At 63.5% G+C, this 17,972-nt stretch carries 15 protein-coding genes and 1 pseudogene; 6 read left to right on the top strand and 10 right to left on the bottom strand.

Going from position 1 to position 17,972, the window contains the following annotated elements:
- Positions 1-6: 6 nt before the first annotated feature.
- From BRPE64_RS24040 to BRPE64_RS24005, 8 genes are all read right to left on the bottom strand, one after another.
- The gene (locus BRPE64_RS24040; protein ID WP_016347503.1) at positions 7-735 is read right to left on the bottom strand and encodes a maleate cis-trans isomerase family protein; all 729 of its coding nucleotides are present in this window, start codon (positions 733-735) and stop codon (positions 7-9) included.
- 12 nt (positions 736-747) lie between these two features.
- Positions 748-2,151 carry an amidohydrolase family protein gene (locus BRPE64_RS24035; RefSeq protein ID WP_016347502.1) on the bottom strand — a complete coding sequence of 468 codons (1,404 nt, stop codon included), beginning with the start codon at positions 2,149-2,151 and terminating at the stop codon, positions 748-750.
- A gap of 6 nt (positions 2,152-2,157) precedes the next feature.
- Positions 2,158-3,498, bottom strand: coding sequence for a nucleobase:cation symporter-2 family protein (locus BRPE64_RS24030; RefSeq protein ID WP_044042939.1), 1,341 nt, complete (start codon positions 3,496-3,498; stop codon positions 2,158-2,160).
- 61 nt (positions 3,499-3,559) lie between these two features.
- Entirely contained in the window at positions 3,560-4,609 is a 1,050-nt protein-coding gene (locus BRPE64_RS24025) for a CobW family GTP-binding protein (RefSeq protein WP_016347500.1), read from the bottom strand.
- Positions 4,610-4,629: 20 nt separating this feature from the next.
- The gene (locus BRPE64_RS24020; protein WP_016347499.1) at positions 4,630-5,202 is read right to left on the bottom strand and encodes a UbiX family flavin prenyltransferase; all 573 of its coding nucleotides are present in this window, start codon (positions 5,200-5,202) and stop codon (positions 4,630-4,632) included.
- Positions 5,199-6,584 (bottom strand): UbiD family decarboxylase, encoded by a 1,386-nt coding sequence (locus BRPE64_RS24015; RefSeq protein ID WP_016347498.1) that lies wholly within the window; start codon positions 6,582-6,584, stop codon positions 5,199-5,201. The genes BRPE64_RS24020 and BRPE64_RS24015 overlap by 4 nt, the downstream gene beginning before the upstream one ends.
- Before the next feature lie 53 nt (positions 6,585-6,637).
- Positions 6,638-7,570 (bottom strand): amidohydrolase family protein, encoded by a 933-nt coding sequence (locus BRPE64_RS24010; RefSeq protein ID WP_016347497.1) that lies wholly within the window; start codon positions 7,568-7,570, stop codon positions 6,638-6,640.
- Positions 7,570-8,502 carry an amidohydrolase family protein gene (locus BRPE64_RS24005; RefSeq protein WP_044043154.1) on the bottom strand — a complete coding sequence of 311 codons (933 nt, stop codon included), beginning with the start codon at positions 8,500-8,502 and terminating at the stop codon, positions 7,570-7,572. Before BRPE64_RS24005 ends, BRPE64_RS24010 begins: the two co-directional genes overlap by 1 nt.
- Before the next feature lie 242 nt (positions 8,503-8,744).
- Here BRPE64_RS24005 and BRPE64_RS24000 point away from each other — a divergent pair.
- Positions 8,745-9,629: pseudogene (locus BRPE64_RS24000) on the top strand (LysR substrate-binding domain-containing protein).
- On the opposite strand, the gene BRPE64_RS23995 reads toward BRPE64_RS24000, so the two are convergent.
- Positions 9,616-10,512: a LysR substrate-binding domain-containing protein gene (locus BRPE64_RS23995; RefSeq protein WP_016347494.1), complete on the bottom strand. Its 897-nt coding sequence runs from the start codon at positions 10,510-10,512 to the stop codon at positions 9,616-9,618. The pseudogene BRPE64_RS24000 and the gene BRPE64_RS23995 sit on opposite strands and share 14 nt — an antisense overlap.
- Positions 10,513-10,616: 104 nt before the next feature.
- On the opposite strand from BRPE64_RS23995, the gene BRPE64_RS23990 reads away from it, so the two are divergent.
- The 3 genes from BRPE64_RS23990 to BRPE64_RS23980 all read left to right on the top strand — a co-directional run bounded on the left by BRPE64_RS23990 (position 10,617) and on the right by BRPE64_RS23980 (position 14,578).
- On the top strand, positions 10,617-11,105 hold the full coding sequence (locus tag BRPE64_RS23990; RefSeq protein ID WP_016347493.1) for a (2Fe-2S)-binding protein: 489 nt from the start codon (positions 10,617-10,619) through the stop codon (positions 11,103-11,105).
- A complete protein-coding gene (locus BRPE64_RS23985) occupies positions 11,106-13,328 on the top strand; it encodes a xanthine dehydrogenase family protein molybdopterin-binding subunit (RefSeq protein WP_016347492.1) in 2,223 nt (740 codons plus the stop codon).
- An 86-nt stretch (positions 13,329-13,414) separates the two neighbouring features.
- Positions 13,415-14,578: a GNAT family N-acetyltransferase gene (locus tag BRPE64_RS23980; protein WP_016347491.1), complete on the top strand. Its 1,164-nt coding sequence runs from the start codon at positions 13,415-13,417 to the stop codon at positions 14,576-14,578.
- Positions 14,579-14,626: 48 nt separating this feature from the next.
- Here BRPE64_RS23980 and BRPE64_RS23975 read toward each other — a convergent pair whose 3' ends face one another.
- A complete protein-coding gene (locus BRPE64_RS23975) occupies positions 14,627-15,712 on the bottom strand; it encodes a GNAT family N-acetyltransferase (RefSeq protein ID WP_016347490.1) in 1,086 nt (361 codons plus the stop codon).
- 235 nt (positions 15,713-15,947) lie between these two features.
- Between BRPE64_RS23975 and BRPE64_RS23970 the strand changes: the two genes are divergently transcribed.
- Both BRPE64_RS23970 and BRPE64_RS23965 read left to right on the top strand, forming a co-directional pair.
- Positions 15,948-16,385, top strand: coding sequence for a MarR family winged helix-turn-helix transcriptional regulator (locus BRPE64_RS23970; RefSeq protein WP_016347489.1), 438 nt, complete (start codon positions 15,948-15,950; stop codon positions 16,383-16,385).
- 93 nt (positions 16,386-16,478) lie between these two features.
- On the top strand, positions 16,479-17,960 hold the full coding sequence (locus tag BRPE64_RS23965; RefSeq protein ID WP_016347488.1) for an efflux transporter outer membrane subunit: 1,482 nt from the start codon (positions 16,479-16,481) through the stop codon (positions 17,958-17,960).
- The last annotated feature ends 12 nt before the right edge of the window (positions 17,961-17,972 follow it).

The following is a 17,972-nucleotide window of genomic DNA, read 5'->3' as shown; positions in this document are numbered from 1 at the left end:
TACGTTTCATCGCAGCGAAAATATCCTTCCCCAAGCGCCAAGCATCGACGTATCCACGCCGAGCATCCGCAACGCCTTCCATACGACGGTCGTCACCGTGTCATACGCTGGAATGCCCGTGGACGCTTCGAACGAGCGCGCGAGATGGGCGGCGTGCAGATTCGTGCAGAACGTGGTGACCGCATCGGGGCGGGCGAACGCCGTCTCGTGCATCATCTGCGCGAGCAGTGTGTCGGGCACATCGGCGAAGCTGAAATTTTCGCGCAAGCCCAGATGCCGCTCCGCCACGCATTCGATGCCGCGTGCCTCGTAGTTGCGGATGATGCGCTCCTGCACCGCGTCGATATACGGCGACACGAGGCCCAGACGCCGTACGCCGGTCGTCGCGAGTATCTCGTTCAATGCGAGTACCGATGTGGTCGCGGGAATGCCGGTCGCCTCCGTCAAATGACGGCATAGCGCTTCGTCGCGGTCGAAGCCGAGCCAGCCCGCCGACGTGCCGCTCCAGCCGATCACGTCCACGCGCGCATCGGCCAGTTGCCGCGCGGCGTCCAGAATGCGGGCGACATCGAACTGGCCGAGCGCCTGTTGCGTGAGGCTGATCTTCGTCACCGTGAAGCGCGCGAAATGCGCGCTGACATTCGACAGCGCGCTCAGCATGGCCGACGTGAGCGGTTCGAGCGCCGTGTTGGAAGAGGGCGTGAGAATGCCGATCCTGAGCCGTTTCGCTTGCATCGCGATGCCCCGTCAATCCGCGAGCAACAGCTTGACGCCATCCACCGCCTGATGACGAAGCGCGTCGAGATCGAGTCCCGGTATCACGCCATCGTCCACGACTACGCGGCCATTCACGATGTTGTAGCGCACGCGCGCGGGCTCGCCTGCCGTCACCGGCGCCACGGCGAGATCGTGAAAGCCGTAGAAGCGCGGATCGTCGATGTCGTACAGCGCGAGATCGGCCGCCTTGCCCACTTCGAGCGTGCCGACGGCATCGAGGCCCAGCACGCCCGCGCCGCCCGCGCTGCCCCAATGGATCGTCTCCTCGACGGTGGTGGCCGACGCGCCCTGCGCCGCGCGATGCACGAGCCACGCGAAGTGCGCCTCGCTGGTCATGCTGCCGGACTCGTTCGAGGCGACGCCATCCACCGCGAGCGACATCGGCACACCCGCCGCGGCCATCTGCGGCGCGGGCGCAATGCCGCTGCCAAGCCGCGCGTTGCTGACGGGGCAGTGCGAGCAGCCGCTGCCGGTCTCGGCGAGCATCGCAATCTCGCTTGCTTCGAGATGCACGAGATGCGCGAACCACACGTCGGGGCCGAGCCATTCGTGATCGGCGACGAACTCGACCGGCAACCGGTCGAAGCGCTCGCGGCAAAAGTCGACATAGCGCCGCGTCTCCGACAGATGCGTATGCATGCGCAGACCCATGCCACGCGCCGCGCGCGCGATTTCGGGCAACAGCGCGGGCGGCAACGAGAAAGTCGGCGTGGTCGGCGCGACGACGACGCGGCGCATCGATGCCGCATGCGCATCGTGATAGCGCGCCTTCAGACGTTCGATGTCGGACAACATCTGATCGAGCGATTCGGGCTTGAGCGCAAGCTTCGAGAAGCCCGGATGATCGCCCGCCGCCTGCAACGCGCCGCCTCGGCAAAGCACGAAACGCAGCCCGAACGAAGCGGCTTCGTCGAACAGAATATCGCCCGTTTCTGTCGTGCCTTGCGCGTGATAGAGATAGTGATGATCGGCGCAGGTCGTGACGCCCGACAGCAGCAGCTCCGCCATGCCGAGACGCGCGGCCACGCGCGCCAGCTCCGGAGTGAAGCGCGCGAGCCGCGGGTAGGGCACGGCGGCGAGCCATTCCTGCAAGTCTGCATTGATGCCGGAAGGCACCGCTTTCAGCAGGTTCTGGAACAGATGATGATGCGTGTTGACCCAGCCGGGATACACCACGCACGCGCTTGCATCGATGACGCGTTCGTCGTCGCGTGCGTCGAGATTCGGCGCGATTTCGCGGATCACGCCGTCGCGGATGCGGATGTCCACGGGACCCAGACGCGCGGCATCGCCACGCAATCCGCTCATCACCGCCACAGGATTTTTGATTAGTACTGCTTTGGTTTGTGTTTTCACGTTGGTCTGTCCGGTCATTGCGATTTACTCGCGCACCATGCTGTGCGCAGGGACGGCCTCTTCTTCGTGCGCGCCGTTGAGCACGGCGTTCAGCACGACCGACACGAGACACGCCAGCACGACGCCGCTGTGCACGAAGGGTTGCGTCCAGTCGGGCATCTGCTTGAAGACTTGCGGGGCCATCACCGGAATGAGTGCGGTTGCGATCGTGAAGCCGACAATCAGCACGTTGTAGCGATTCTTCTCGAAGTCCACTTTCGCAAGCGTCTGCACGCCCGCCGCGACCACGACGCCGAACATCGCGATGCCCGCGCCGCCGAGCGCGGCCGAGGGCGTCGATGCCACCACGGCGCCGATCTTCGGCACGAGCGCCACCACGCACATGAGCACGCCGCTCACCGCCACGACCCAGCGGCTGCGCACGCCGGTGAGAATCACGAGCCCGACGTTCTCCATGAACGCAATGAACGGAAACGCCGCGAACATGCCCGCAATCGCGCTTGCGAGACCGTTCGCACGCATGCCGCGCACGGCGTCTTCTTCGCTGATGTTCTTCTCGACGATATCGCCGATTGCAACGAAGAGACCCATCGACTCGACCATCTGCACGACCATCACGACGATCATGGTCATCACCGGAACGAGCGAGAACACGGGCATGCCGAAGTGAAACGGCAGCGGCATCGTGAACCACGGTGCCTGAGCGACGTTGGCGAAGTCGCCCATGCCGAGCGCGCATGCCAGCACGCTGCCCGCGACGAGCCCGATCAGCACCGACAGATTGCGCAGGAACGCGTTCGCGAAGCGGTTGACGGCGAGGATCACCAGCGCGACGAACAGCGCGACGCAGAGGAACGGCAGCGCGCCGAAGTGCTGCCGCGCGGCCTCGCCCCCGCCCGCCCATTGATACGCAACGGGAAAGAGTTGCAAGCCGATCACGGTCACGATGCAGCCTGTCACCACCGGCGGAAAGAAGCGGCGCAGGCGGCCGACGAGCGGCGCGGCAAACATCGTGAACACGCCCGCGCCGATCACCGCGCCGCAGACGCCCGCGAAGCCGACGCCCGGACTCAGGCCGATCGCGATGACCGGCCCCACGCTGCTGAACGCGACGCCTTGCAAAATCGGCAGACGCACGCCGAACTTCCAGAAGCCGACGGTTTGCAGCACCGTCGAAATGCCCGAACAGAAGAGCGCCGTGCTGATGAGCACGGTGGTGTCGGCAGGCGACATCTTCAGCGCCGACGCGACGATCAGCGGAACGGCAATCGCGCCGATATAAGCAACGAGCATGTGCTGCAGGCCGAGCGTGATCATCTGCCGTTTCGGCAGGACGCGGTCGACGGGGTGTTGATCGGTATTCATCACGTGTCTCCTGATTATCGTTATCGGCGGCTTATCGGTGGCTTATCGGCGGCATCGAGCGTCAGGCCGCGACCGGCACGGCCAGGCACGCACGAAAGCGCTCGTTGAGCGCGGCGCGGTCAAGCTCGCGTCCGATGAATACGACGCGGCTCGAACGCGGCTCGCTGCCCCACGCCTGCGCCGCGCGCAGTTCGATGATGTCGTGCACGCCCTGCAGCACGTAGCGATACGGCTCACCGCGCACCGCGACGATGCCCTTCATGCGAAACAGGTTGGCGGCGTCCGCCGAGCGCAGTTCGGCGAGCCACGTTTGCAGCGCGTCGAGATCGACATCCGCATCGACTTCGATGCCGACCGAGGACACGCTGTCGTCGTGTTGATGATCGTCTTCATGATGATGCTCATCGTGGTGGTCATGATCGTGATCGTGATCGGCTTCGACGAGCTGTTGCGCGAACTCGTTGGCGCCCACGCCGAGAATGCTGCGCAGATCGATCCGCGCATAATTCGACTCCACAATTTCAGCCGTCGCATTGAGTCCGCGCAGACGCTCGGTAAGCGACGCGATCTCTCGCGGCGTGACGAGATCGACCTTGTTGATCACGATGCGGTCCGCGCAGACGATCTGATCTACCGCCTGATTGTCGCGGCCGTCGAGCACGAGATCGTCCAGATGCGCGGCGATGTGTTTTGCATCGACCATCGTGACCACGGCATCGAGCGTCACGCGTTGCGCGATGGGATCGTCGATGAAAAAGGTCTGCGCGACCGGATAAGGATCGGCCAGCCCGCTCGTCTCGACAATGATGTGATCGAGCCGGTCCGGCCGCTCGACCAGCATGCGCACGATGCGCACGAGATCTTCGCGCACCGCGCCCACGCAGCAGACGCAGCCGTTCGTCATCTCGTAGATCTCTTCGGTCGACTCGAGCACGAGCCCGCCGTCGATACCCACTTCGCCGAACTCGTTTTCGATCACCGCGATCTTGTGGCCGTGCTTCTCGCGCAGGATGTAGTTCAAAAGCGTGGTCTTGCCCGCGCCGAGAAAGCCGGTCAGCACCGTCACCGGAATCTTCTGGAAGGCGTTGTGCGTGGTGTGGATATGCGTCATGGCGTGTCTCCTTTGAGTGATCATGCTTGCGTTTCTTTCCAGCGCCGGACGGCGCCGCAATCGAGGCCGAACAAGTCCAGCACACGTCCGAGGGTGTGATCGATCATTGCGTCGAGCGATGCGGGACGCGCATAGAACGCGGGCACCGGCGGCGCGACGATGCCGCCCATTTCCGTGACCGCGACCATGTTGCGCAGATGCGCCAGCGTATAAGGCGTTTCGCGCGCGAGCAGCACAAGCGGACGGCGCTCCTTCAACGTGACGTCGGCGGCGCGCGAAATCAGGCTCGACGAAAGACCGCTTGCAATTTCCGCGAGCGTCTTCATCGAACAGGGCGCGACGATCATGCCGAGCGTGCGGAACGAACCGCTCGATATCGCCGCGGCCATGTCGTCGCATCGATAGGTGACGCAGGCGAGCGCGGTCACGTCGGCGAGCTTGTAGTCGGTTTCGTGCGTCATCGTCAACAGCGCACTGCGCGATACGGTCAAATGCGTTTCGATATCGAGTTCGCGCAGCAACTGCAACAGGCGCACGCCGTATGCAAAGCCCGATGCGCCGCTGATGCCCACCGCGATGCGACGCGTGCTCATCGCGCGGCTCCGGCGAGAATCTCGGCGGCGCGTTGAAGTGCCGCATCGCCGATGCGTGCGCGAATGCCGTCGAAACGCGCGCCGCGTGTCGCGTCGATGCCCATGCGTGACGTGGTGCCGTCGACGGATGAAGAGGGATCGAGCGGACTGCCCGGCAAGCCGCCGACGATAAACACATCTTCGTGCGGTTGCGCATGTGCCGAGACGGCCCACAGCACCTGCGAGTCGTCGGTGATGTCGATGTCGCTGTCGACGGCCACGACATGTTTGAGATACGGGTCCCAGCCGAGCAGCGCGAGCATGATCTGGCGCGCTTCGCCGTCGCGCGTCTGCTTGAGCGCCACATAGCAATGAAAGTGCGTGCCCGAGTTCGGATAGTGCAGCGCCGTGACCGAAGGAAAGCGCGCCTTCAGCTTCTCGCTCATCTCCGCTTCGCGCGGCAGACGCGCGAGCGTGAGGTGTTCGGCATACGGCCCGCCGACGACATCGACGAGCCATGCATCGCGGCGGCGCATCATCGTATCCACGCGCAATACGTTGTTGGTCGAACGGTCCGATGAATAGCCGGTGAATTCGCCGAACGGGCCTTCTTCGGCGCGTGCCTCGGGATCGATCGAGCCTTCCAGCACGAACTCCGCGGATGCCGGTACGCCAATGCCGTAGCGCGGCGTACGCACCAGCTCGAGCGGCGCACCGAAGAGTCCGCCCGCGATTGCGCGCTCGTCGGCGCCGAACGGCACGCGCGATGCGGCCGCGAGCATGAACAACGGATGCGCGCCGATGACCATCGCCACCTTCAGCGTGTCGCCGCGTGCTTTGGCCGTTTGCAGCATGCGCCATAAGTGACCGCGCGAATGCAGACTCGTCGCGAGCGCATTGCGTGCATGCGGCATCGAACGGTGATAGCTGAGATTGGCGATGCCCGTCACCGGATCTTCCGCGACGATCACCGCGTTCGTGACATACGGACCGCGGTCGGTGTCGAAGTGGCGGATCATCGGCAGATGCGCGAGATCGACGTTGTCGCCCTCGATGATTTCGTCGAGCACCGGACCGCTCGATACATACGTCGGTGCCACCGGTGCATTGGCGCGCTGTTGATACGCATCGAAGAGGTCGTTCGCGCTCACGTCGAACAGACGGCCGATGCGCTCGCGCGATGCGAAGAAGTTGGTCGCGAGCGGCACGCCGAGGCCGTCCACGTTCTCGCATACGAGCATGGGATGCTGGCCGCGCGCGGCGAGTTGCGCGACGATTGCGGTGACGTCCTGATTCGCCGAGACGACATCGCGCAGCGTGAGCACATCGTCGGGATAACGCTCGCGATACGCGTGCGCCATGCGATGAAAGTCCTGCGAGGCGCGAAAGAGGTTATCGGCCATCTTGAGCTCCGTGGAAAAGAAGCGGGGCGCGCGAGCAGCACGCGCCCGTTGAATCAGGCAGGCTGCACGAGGTCGTCGCTCTTCACGTAGGTCGCCTTCAGGCGCTTCTCCGCTTCGGCGAGATCCTTCGGCGGCTTCGTCGGCTCGATGCCCACGAGCCGCGCGATGTTGTTGCCCATGTAGTCTTCGAGACCGTCCTCGTCGAGATCCATGCCTTGCGGCGCGGGTCCGCACAGCATCTCGAGTTCGCGCAGCCACATGCCCGGTTCGTTCGGCGGCGAATCCGTGCCGAACACGATCTTGTTGCGCGGCAATTCGCGCGCGAATTCGACGATGCGCGACTGATAGCACCAGCCCGACTCGCAATACACGTTGGGCGTATCCATCGCCATCCAGAAGGCTTCGAACGAATAATTGCCGCCGGTCTGAATGCCGAAGTGACCGATGATGAAGTTCACCATCGGGAACTCGCGAATGATCGGATAGAACTGCGTGGGAATGGTGTACGGTCCGTCGCCGGTATGAATCAGCACGACAACACCTAGTTCCGCGCACTTCTTCATCGCCGGACGCAGCCAGTCGAGCGCGCGATCCGGCCGGTAGCCGTGCATGTTCGCGTGCAGCTTGAGCATCTTGAAGCCGTATTCCTTCACATGGAATTCGAGTTCGGCGGCGCCGTTCTCCGGACCCCAGCGCGGGTTATACGTGAAGTTGCCGATGAAGCGGTCCGGATACTTCTGCGTAAGCTCGGCGATATACGACATGTAATCGCGAATGCCTTCGCGGCCGCGGCGGTTGCCGTCGCGATAACCGGTGTTGCCGGGCGGCGGCTGAATGAAGCCCATGTCGATGCGGCGCGGCTTGCCGTTGATGATGTACGGGCCGTCCATCATCTTGAGCAGACGTTCGCCGGTGAAGGGCTCGCCGGTATGTCGCCAGGCTTCGTCGACGAGATTGGTCGGATGCAGATGGGTATCGATGATCATCAGCGCGCTCCTGCGTAGTCGTTTTCTTTACATTGGTCGAGGTAAGCCTGTGCTTCCTCGACGCTTCGCGGCGGCGCGCTCGGCTCGATGCCGATCATGCGCGCGAGGTTGTTGCCGAGATAATCTTCGAGCGTGTCTTCGTCGAGATTGAGGCCTTGCGGCGGCTCGTGGCACAGCACTTCGAGCAGACGCAGCCACATGCCGGGCTCGTTGGGCGGCGTGTCGGAGCCGTACAGGATCTTGTGCGTGGGCAGCACCTTCGCGAACTCGACGATGCGCGATTGCAGGCACCAGCTCGATTCGCAATACACGTTGGGCGTGTCGAGCGCCATCTGATACGGCTCGAAGCAATACACGCCGCCGGTCTGCACGCCGAAGTGCGCCATGATGAAAGGCACCGACGGAAACTCGCGAATCAGCGGATACCATTCGCTCGGAATGCTGTACGGGCCGTCGCCGGTATGCAGCTTCACGATCAGGCCCAGGTCCGCGCATTTGCGCAATGCGGGCCGCAGCCAGTCGAGCGCGCGGTCCGGACGGTACGCGTGCATGTTGGCCTGCAACTGCACCATCTTGAAGCCGTGCTCCTTCGCATAGAACTCGATCGCATCGGCGCCGTTTTGCGGGCCGCAGCGCGGGTTATAGACGAAGCAGCCGAGCAGACGGTCGGGATACTTCTGCGTCATCTCGACGGTGTACGCCATGTAGTCGTCGATCGACTCGCGGCCCGTGCGCTCGCCGTCGGTCCACGTATAGATGGTGTTGCCTTGCGGCGGTTGAATGAATGCACGGTCGATGCGGCGCGGCTTGCCGTTGATGATGTACGGGCCGTCCATCACTTCGATCAGACGCTCGCCGGAAAAGGGCTCGCCGTCATGGCGCCAGGCGAGGTCGACGAGATTGGTCGGATAACAACTTGTGTCGATGATCATGGTCTCGATCTCCTTGAGGGGAACTGGCGTGTCCAGTTGCCGGATCGCGGGCAGGCGCATCGATGGAACGAAAGCCCTTGCGAGCTTGCCCATGCGGCCCTTTGCAAGACGCGTGTGATTGCGCCTTCCCCTCGCCGGCATCGAGTGTCACACTGATGTGCACTGCTGCTTGCGATGCAGTCTCACAAGTTACGAACGCTCTGTACAATATTTTTTGACCACGATCTTGATACGTTAACGATATGGACATGCGGCTGTTGCGTTACTTCGCGGTGCTCGCCGACGAACTGCATTTCGGCCGCGCAGCCGCGCGCCTGCACATCTCGCAGCCGCCTTTGAGCCAGCAGATTCGCATCCTCGAAGAGGAGATGGGCACGGCGCTGTTTCTGCGCTCGCAACATCGCGTGGAACTCACGGAGGCAGGGAAAACACTGAAGGAACAGGCGCCGTTGATCTTCGCGCAGTTCGAGCGCGCGATCGATCTCACGCGTTGCGCGGGGCGCGGCGAAGTGGGGAGCCTCGAGATCGGCGTGATCAGTTCGGCCATGGTCGAGCCGATTCCGCGCACGCTCGGCGCTTTCGCACGCCAGCATCCGCAAGTGCGATGGACGCTGCACGAGATGACGCCCGCCGCGCAGATTCAGGCGTTGAAGGAACGCCGGCTCGACGTGTGTTTCTTTCGCGTGTCGCATGAAGACCCGGAGATCACCAGCGAAGTCGTGCTGCGCGAAGCGGCGGTGGTGGCGCTGCCGCTTGCGCATCCGCTCGCATCACGCGAGGAGATCGCGCTGCGTGAGCTGGCGACGGAGCGCTTCTTGTCGTTCGGCTTGTTGCAATCGCAGCTTGCGCGTTTTCTGCGCGACTGCTGTGTCGATGCGGGATTCACGCCGCGTATCGAACAGGAAGTCGTCGAATTGCATACGCTGCTGTGTTTGCTGCGCGAGGGGCTGGGCGTTGCGCTGTTGCCGTCGTCGGCGCAGCAGTTGTCGAGCGGCGGCGTTGCGTTCGTGCGGCTCGCAGCGCCGGCGCCGGAAGTGTAGTTGCATGCGCGGTATCGTGCGGAGACGCCGTCTCCGGTGCTTGCGCGGTTTCTTGAGACGGTGCGGGAGGTGGCTAAGACCGCGTGACCGTCTGCGCGACAAGCTCGCGTATCGCCTCCACGAGCGGCGCCACGCGTGCCGTTTTCTCGCGAGGCCAGACGGCATAAAGGTTGTAGTGCGTCGGAATCTCGACTTCCGTGAGTTCCACGAGCCTGCCTTCTCGCCGCGCATCGGCCGCGAGCAACCCGCGCGCAAGTCCGACGCCCACGCCCGCGCTTGCAGCCGCGATCAATCCGGCGGCATTGTCGAAGACGGCGACCGCGTCCGGCTCGACGGCGGGAAGGCCCGCCGCCGCGAGCCACGGAATCCACGAACGCTTGGTGTAGCCGAGCAACGGCAGGCCGAGCGTCTGCTCGGGCGTAAGCGGCGCGTCGAGTCCGCGCGCTTTCAAGAGATCGGGCGATCCGACTACCGTCAGACGATCGCCGCAGATCAGCGCGTTTTCGAAGCCGTCCCATTCGCCATAACCGTAGCGCAGCGCGAGATCCACGCGCTCGAATGCGCCGCGGTCGTGGCGTGGCGCGGACAGCACGGTCAACGACGTGCCCGTCAGCGCGCCGAGCAGTGCGGGCAGGCGCGCGACGAGCCAGCTCTGCGCGAGTTCGGGATCGACATCGAGCGTGAGCGACTGCTTCACCGCGCGTTCCTTCACCGACGACAACGCACGGTCGATCTGCTCGAAGCCATCGGCGAGCTGATTGGCGAAGAGCGCGCCCGCATCGGTCAGCACGACGCGCGCGCCTTCACGCACGAACAGCGGCTGGCCGACGAACTCTTCGAGCGTGCGGATCTGCTGACTGATCGCGCTATGCGTGAGCGATAACTGGCGCGCCGCGCTTGAAAAGCTGCCGGCGCGCGCCGCTTGCAGAAAAGCTTGCATCGACTGAATCGAAGGGTAGCGCTTCAACATGGGTGTTAGCCGGACTTACGGGTGATCAAAGAAATCGTCGCTGGCGCTGTGCGTGCGGTCTTCCAATAATGGCCGCAGACACGACGACATTCAGGAGACAGCGCATGATCGAGATCATCGTCAACGACGCGCGGCACTCGCTCGACAATGTACCGGAAGACATGCCCTTGTTGTGGGTGTTGCGCGACCGGATCGGTTTGACGGGCACGAAGTTCGGCTGCGGCGGCGGTTTCTGCGGCGCATGCACGGTGCATCTCGAAGGCGAAGCGGTGCGCTCGTGCCTCTTGCCGATCGCGGCGGTCGCCGGGAAACGCATCACGACGATCGAGGGCCTGTCCAAAGACGGCACGCATCCGTTGCAACTCGCGTGGGTCGCCGAGGATGTGCCGCAATGCGGCTACTGCCAGTCCGGACAGTTGATGCAGGCGGCATCGCTTCTGAAGGGCAAGACATCCGTCAGCGACGAAGCCATCACCTCGGCGATGTCCGGCAATCTGTGCCGCTGCGGCACGTATGCGCGGATTCGTCGTGCGATCAAGCGCGCGGCATCGGGCGATCCGACGCTGGCTTCTTCGTCTGTAACGGAGGCGTGAATGCGCAACGACGCACAGACGTTGACTTACTCACATGGCAGCGCGCGGCGGCGCTTCATCAAGCAGAGTTCGATGTTGCTCGCAGCGGGGCTTGCGGTGGGTTTCGAATTGCCCAATGTGCTCGCAAAGAATCTGCCCGAGCCGACGAAAGACTTTGAACCGAACGCATGGGTGCGCGTTCTGCCCGACGACACGATCCGTCTCGTCGTTCACAAACACGACTCGGGTACCGGCACGCGCACGGCGCTCGCCGCGATGGTCGCCGAAGAACTCGATGTCGATCCGTTTCGAATCGATGTCATCACGCCGGAGAATCCGTTCTTCGCGGACTATATTCATCCGCTATGGAAGGTGTTTTCGACGGGCGGAAGCACGAGCGTATCGCTCGAATACGATCGTCTGCGGCATGCGGGCGCAACCGCTCGCGCGATGCTGATTGCAGCCGCCGCGAAGCAATGGAGCATCGCGCCTTCCGCGTGCTCGACCGATAACGGCTTCGTCATCGAGTCATCGAGCGGCAGGCGCGCGAGCTATGGTTCGCTCGCCGTCATCGCCGCGACGCTGCCCGCGCCGAAAGACGTGCCGTTGAAGGACCCGTCGCAGTTCAAATACATCGGCAAGCTGCGTAAAAAGCGGGGCGCCGCGCAAAAGACGACGGGCGCGTTTCAATACAGCATCGATGTGCGTTTGCCCGGCATGCTGGTCGCGGTTGTCACGCGCGCGCCCGTGATCGATGCACGCGTGCGCAGCGTCGATGCCAAGGCTGCGCTCGCCGTGCCTGGCGTGCGGCAAGTGCTTCAAATACCGGGCCGTCCCGATGTGCTCGGCGGCAATCAGGCGGGCGTCGCGGTCCTCGCGGACGACTACTGGTCCGCGCACAAGGGGCAGGCCGCGTTGCACATCGAGTGGGAAGACAGTCCGTTCACAAACTTCGACAGCCGCGAGCTTGCCGCGCGTCAGGCCGCATGGCTCGACGATCCCGAAGCGCGCGTCGTGCCGACCGTCAGAAATGGCGATGCCGATGCCATCCTGAAGCGCGGACCACGCGTGATTCAGGCGTCGTATTCGATGCCGTATAAAGCGCAGAATCCGCTCGAACCGATCAACGTGACTGCGTGGGCGAAGCAAGGCGGCATCGAGTATTGGGGTGGCTTGCAGGTGCCGTCCACGGCGCAGGAGGCCGCCGAAACGATCGGGTGCATTCCGGCGGATCGCGTCGTGCTGCATGAGCTCGTGTCGGGCGGCAGCTTCGGCGCGCGCGAGTCGAAATACTGGCTCTTCGAAGTAACGTGGCTCGCGCTGCAAACCGGCAAGCCCGTCAAGCTGATGAACAGCCGCGAGGACGAGATGCGCGCGCTCTTCTATCACGCGGCGAGTCATCATCGCGGACGCGCGACGCTCGATGCGCACGGCAATCTCGCCGCGCTGCAATTGCGCGCGGTGATGCCCGCATCGCCCGAGCAATGGGAGCCGGGCTATTTCGATCGTCCGGATCGCATGGACTACAGCACGACGGAGGCGATCAGCAAGTACGAGTTCGCGTATGGCGCGCCGAATGTCGATGTCGGCTGGGTGCGCCACGAGACCGGCGTGCCGACCGGCTGGTATCGCGCGGTGAGTTATATCCCGAACGTGTTCGCGGTCGAATCGTTCATGGACGAAGCGGCGCACGCCGCGCAGCGCGATCCGGTCGAGTTTCGCATCGCTCACATGAAGGACCCGCGCCACGTCGCTGTGTTGCGCGAAGCCGCCGCGCGGGCCGGATGGGGCAAGCCGTTGCCGCGCGGAAGCGCACTCGGCGTCGCAACCAACCGGGCGTATGGCAGCTACGTCGCCGTGATCGCACGCGTGACGCGGCGCGATGGCGGCATCGCGATCGAGAAGCTGACGTGCGTGGCCGATTGCGGGCTCGCGGTGTCGCCGGGCGGCGTCGAGGAACAGTTGTATGGCGGGCTGATGTGGGGACTCGGACACGCGCTTGCCGATCGCGTCGATATTCGTCATGGCCGGGTTCAGCAAGCCAACTTCGACTCGTATCGCGTGATGCGCATGAGCGATATGCCCGACATCGATATCGTGATCGTGCAGGGCGATCGCGCGAAGCCGGGCGGTGTTGGAGAACTGTCGAGTCCGTCGGTGGCGCCTGCTGTCGGCAATGCCGTGTTCAGGCTGAGCGGCAAGCGTCTGCGCGATACGCCGTTCGATCTGCGGCATGCGGTATAGGCGCATTCATATGAGTGTGATCGAACGTTGGTCGATGGTATCGCACGCTAGACTTGCACGGGCCTTTGTCGCGATGAAGAGAGACCATGCCGCCATCAGACCGTCATGTGCAAGACCCGCAAGACCCGCAATTTCACGTCAGCATCGTGTGCGATCCCGAGGCCTTTCTGGCGCTTCGGGATGAATGGAACGCGCTCTGGTCGAGCGTCGACGGACAGCATAACCAGTCCTTCGCTGTGTGCTGGTTATGCTGGCTCTATGTGGCCAAGCCGCGCGGTCGCCGGCTGCATTGCATCGTGGTTCGCGAACACGGTGAACTCAAACTCGTCTGGCCGCTCGTCAGCCATCGCCGGCATCTCTGGACGATGCTCGAACCGCTCGCACCGGGAACCGCCGAACATACCAGCATCCTCGTGTCCGCCGATGCAGAGCACGCCATCGATGCCGCGTGGCAAAGCGCCATCGGGCAATGCGGCGCGGACGTGCTGTCGATTCCCTATGTGAGCGCGGATTCGCGCATCGACAGGCTCGCATCGAAACATCCGGGCCTCGCTGTCACGACACTCGATGTCTCCGCCACCGCCTTGCTTCGTCGTGAACCGGAGTGGAACGCATATCGCGATTCGCTTTCGTCGTTGTCGAAGAAGAAGCCTGCTGCAATCGAGCGGCGTTTCATGAAAGAAGGCGTCCTGGAGATTCGCGTGATCGACGCCGCCGACACCGGCGCGCATGCCCGATGGGTCGACTGGATGCTCGCACGCAAGCGCGAATGGGCGGAGCGCGTCGGCAAGCACGGACCTTGGCTCGATTCGCATGATTATCGTGACTTCCTGATTCGACTCCTCGATGGCACGCGAGACGAACCGCTCGCGCTGATGTTCCTGATGACGCTCGACGGCGCGCCGGTCGTGGTCAATGTCGTCGGCTTGGGGAGCACGAGCGCGAGCGGCTTGATCGCAGGCTTCGATCCGGCCTACGCGAAATTCTCACCCGGCGCGATCATGATGGAGCGCTGCGTGAAGTGGGCGTGGGAGCATCGGCTGGATCTGGATTTCGGTATCGGCAAGGAAGAGTTCAAGGCGTACTGGAGCCGCGGCAACATCCTGCCGAACAAGAGTTTTCAGATCGCGTTGTCGCGCTGGGGACGGTTTGCGTTTCTGGCGAAAGCCGTGGCGGCGAAGCTCGCCGGTCTGCGTGCGAAGAAGACGCGCGCCGATGCCGGAAAGCCCGGCAAGCGTCCAGTCGGCTGATGTGTTGATAAGGCAAGGGCGCAGCGCGCGCCCTGTCTTATCAACGAATCAAGCCGTCGAAACAAACCATTCCGATTTTTTCGGCAGAAGCACGCGCCGGCCCGCCTTCAGCATCGACCAGATCGATTTATGACGTTCGATCACGAGACGAGGCTTGAGCGTGGGTCTGAAGCCGCAAAGAAAACGGAACGTGTTCGCATTCGGGATGCCATCGAAATCGAACGTGAGCTTGCGTTGCAGCGCATCCTGAATGGCGTGCCACACCAGAACGCTGATCGCGCCCGCATGCGCGCCGGGCACGCGCGACGACAACAGATAGTAGGCCGCGTGCGTATCGAATGTGACGCCGATCGCCGCGACGAGCTTGCCGTTGGCATCGTACGCACCCAGCAGATAGCCCGCATTTCGCTCGACGAACGCATCGACCAGCCGCTGCATGACATGCGCACCGTAGACATTGGAACGGCTGCGCACAGCGAGATTGCCTTCGTAAAAGCGATTGAATTCGGCGGGCGAGTCGATGCGCGCCACGCGCAGAAATTTTTGTCCGGTGCGGATCAGATTGCGCGTCTTGCCGTTCAACGCCTTCCACAATTCCTCAACGCTGCGTTCCGGAGAAAATTGCAACGTATAGCGCGTCGTGATCGTGTAGCCGTTCAGGCCGAAGGCGAGTGCATCTTCGATCCGCGGATCGAGGATCTGATAGAAGCTGTCCACCTCCGGAATCTGCGCGATGAGTTCCTCGGCGATGCTGAGGCGATCGAGCATCGCCCGCGCCGGATCGGCGGCGCCCGGCCTGAAGGCGGGCCCGAGCGTGCGCGTGAGCGGCGGCATCTGCGACGTGCGCCATAGTCCCTTTTTGCGGATCGCGTACGGCATCTCCGCGACGATCTCGTTGCTGCGCCGGACGGTCGCGGCCTGCCAGTTGCCGTCGGTTGCGATGTCGAGCCACCAGCGTTCATGAAAAATGGAATGCGCGGGAAGCGGTTCGGACTCCGCGCGGGCCGCGACGACCGGTGACGCGGTCTGAGCGTCGCTCTGCGGATTAACACGCGGCTCGCACCGATGCGGACCGGACGCAGCTCGCCGGCTGTCGCCGAATTTCAGAAATTTGCCGATGGATGACGATTGCATACAGTCAGGACGGTGGCTGGATTGAGTGAGGTTCGTCGATGAACCGGAAAGTTGGCCGGTGCATCCGTCGCATGAAAGTTAGCTAATTGAAAGGTTGATTACTGTTCGCGACCGCACTTTCGAGCGGCGTGCGCGTCGCCGCGGCATACCGGGCCATCTCAAAAAACTTCTTTGACAATATCTGACTTTGCAGTATATTTCCGTGCATCGCGGTTGGGATCGCACGGGAGAGGGGATGGACCACTACACGCCGGAGAGCTTCACGCTGACGCAAAGCATCGGCTTTGCGATCAACAAGGCGCGCAACATGCTCGTTGCGGAACTGGACGCCGCGCTCAAGGACCTGGGCATCACGACTCAGCAAATGGGCATTCTGATGTCCATGCGCTACGGCGAGTCCCGCACGCCGTTCGAATTGTCGAAGCTGCTCAGCATCGACACCGGCCTCATGACGCGCATGCTCGACAAGCTCGAAGTGAAAGGCCTGCTGGATCGCTCGCGCAGCACGGAAGACCGGCGCGTCGTCAATCTGACGCTCACGAAAGAGGGCAAGAAAATCGCGGAGGAGTTGCCGCATATCGTGCCGCACGTGCTGAACAAGCGGCTCAAAGGTTTCAGCAAGAGCGAGTTCACCGAACTACGGCGACTGCTCAACAAATTCGTCGATGCCTGACTGGCACCGAAGCGGACCACGCGCGAAATTCTCGTAGAAGTACGCGTAGAAGCACGCGCATTTTTTTGGCATATTTATCTGACAAGTCAGACAATGATCAATCAATCAAATCGTGAAAATTCGGCCCGGCGCTTTGCCAGAACGAGCGCGACGCTGATGTTCGTCGCCGTGCTGTCGGCATGCGCGAACTATGCGGGCATTCACAGCGACAAGGACATGGCACAGCCGCAGTCCTACGCGACGTCGCAGAGCCTGCCCGCCGAAGCCGGCCATTGGCCCGCTGCCGACTGGGCCGACCAGTTCGGCGACGCGCAACTGCACGCATTGCTCGACGAAGCGCTCGCCCACAGCCCGACGCTCGAACAGGCGCGCGCACGCATCGCGGCGGCGTCCGCCTATAGCGAGACGGCGCGGGCGGACACCTTGCCGCAAGTGGACGCGTCGTATTCGTACACGCGTCAGCAGTATTCGGCCAATGCGCTGGTGCCGCCGCCGTATGCCGGATCGTGGCAATCGGAGAACAAGGGGCTGCTGTCCGCGTCCTACGATCTCGATCTGTGGGGTAAGAATCGCGAGGCGCTTCGGGCCGCCGTGTCGCAATGGCAGGCGAGCCAGGCCGACGCCGAAGTGGTCCGGCTCACGCTCGATGCGGCCATCGCCCGCGCCTACAACCAGCTCGCGCGGCTCTATGCGTTGCGCGACATCGCGGCGAGCGAGATCGTGCAGCGCGAGCAGGTCGAGCGCATCACGGCGGGGCGCATCGCGAACGGGCTGGATACCGAAGTCGAACGCAAGACCGCCGAGGCCAATCTGGCGTCCAGCCGCGCGACGCTCTCCGCGCTCGACGGCCGCATTCTCGCGACGCGCTATCAATTGGGTGCGCTCGTCGGGCAAGGTCCGGATCGCGGCTTGTCGATTGCGCGGCCGCAGCTCGGCATCGGCGATGAAGTGCGCCTGCCCGGCAATCTCCCCGCCGATCTCGTGAGCCGCCGCCCGGATATCGTCGCGGCGCGCTGGCGCGTCGATGCGATGACGCACGGCATCCAGCAAGCGAAAGCGGAGTTTTATCCCGACATCAACCTGAGCGCGTCGCTCGGTCTCGATGCGTTCGGCTTCGGCCGCTTTCTGACGGCCGCGAGCCGGACCGCGTCGGCGGGGCCGGCGATTCATCTGCCGATCTTCGACGGCGGCGCATTGCGCGCGCAACTGAAGGGCCGCTACGCCGAGTTCGACTACGCGATCGCCACGTACAACCAGACGCTCGTCACGGCATTGAGCGATGTCGCGACGCAGCTTTCGCAGATCCGTTCGACCGATGCGCAGCTCGTCGACGCGAACGTCGCGCAGAGCGCCGCACGCCGCGCGCAGGAACTCGCGTTCACGCAATACAAGGCGGGCCTCACGAATCAGTTGACGGTGCTGAACGCCGAGACCAACGCGCTCGCCGCGGACCGGTCCGTCGCCAATCTGAAGATGGATCGCCGCGACCAGCAGATCGCGCTCGCGGCGGCGCTGGGCGGCGGATACACCGATACGGATGCAAGCAAGAACACCGCGGCCGTGGCCGCGCGCTGATCGATATTCACG

The organism is Caballeronia insecticola, from assembly GCF_000402035.1.
GTDB classification, from domain to species: Bacteria; Pseudomonadota; Gammaproteobacteria; order Burkholderiales; family Burkholderiaceae; genus Caballeronia; species Caballeronia insecticola.
The sequence above is the reverse complement of the archived record's forward strand: the minus strand, read 5'-3'. Positions and strand labels throughout refer to the sequence as shown.

Bases quoted from the DNA above. Each gene is read 5' to 3' on its own strand.
- BRPE64_RS24040 (WP_016347503.1), bottom strand. From the start codon at position 735: ATGCAAGCGAAACGGCTCAGGATCGGCATTCTCACGCCCTCTTCCAAC.
- BRPE64_RS24035 (WP_016347502.1), bottom strand. From the start codon at position 2,151: ATGACCGGACAGACCAACGTGAAAACACAAACCAAAGCAGTACTAATC.
- BRPE64_RS24030 (WP_044042939.1), bottom strand. From the start codon at position 3,498: ATGAATACCGATCAACACCCCGTCGACCGCGTCCTGCCGAAACGGCAG.
- BRPE64_RS24025 (WP_016347500.1), bottom strand. From the start codon at position 4,609: ATGACGCATATCCACACCACGCACAACGCCTTCCAGAAGATTCCGGTG.
- BRPE64_RS24020 (WP_016347499.1), bottom strand. From the start codon at position 5,202: ATGAGCACGCGTCGCATCGCGGTGGGCATCAGCGGCGCATCGGGCTTT.
- BRPE64_RS24015 (WP_016347498.1), bottom strand. From the start codon at position 6,584: ATGGCCGATAACCTCTTTCGCGCCTCGCAGGACTTTCATCGCATGGCG.
- BRPE64_RS24010 (WP_016347497.1), bottom strand. From the start codon at position 7,570: ATGATCATCGATACCCATCTGCATCCGACCAATCTCGTCGACGAAGCC.
- BRPE64_RS24005 (WP_044043154.1), bottom strand. From the start codon at position 8,502: ATGATCATCGACACAAGTTGTTATCCGACCAATCTCGTCGACCTCGCC.
- BRPE64_RS23995 (WP_016347494.1), bottom strand. From the start codon at position 10,512: ATGTTGAAGCGCTACCCTTCGATTCAGTCGATGCAAGCTTTTCTGCAA.
- BRPE64_RS23990 (WP_016347493.1), top strand. From the start codon at position 10,617: ATGATCGAGATCATCGTCAACGACGCGCGGCACTCGCTCGACAATGTA.
- BRPE64_RS23985 (WP_016347492.1), top strand. From the start codon at position 11,106: ATGCGCAACGACGCACAGACGTTGACTTACTCACATGGCAGCGCGCGG.
- BRPE64_RS23980 (WP_016347491.1), top strand. From the start codon at position 13,415: ATGCCGCCATCAGACCGTCATGTGCAAGACCCGCAAGACCCGCAATTT.
- BRPE64_RS23975 (WP_016347490.1), bottom strand. From the start codon at position 15,712: ATGCAATCGTCATCCATCGGCAAATTTCTGAAATTCGGCGACAGCCGG.
- BRPE64_RS23970 (WP_016347489.1), top strand. From the start codon at position 15,948: ATGGACCACTACACGCCGGAGAGCTTCACGCTGACGCAAAGCATCGGC.
- BRPE64_RS23965 (WP_016347488.1), top strand. From the start codon at position 16,479: ATGATCAATCAATCAAATCGTGAAAATTCGGCCCGGCGCTTTGCCAGA.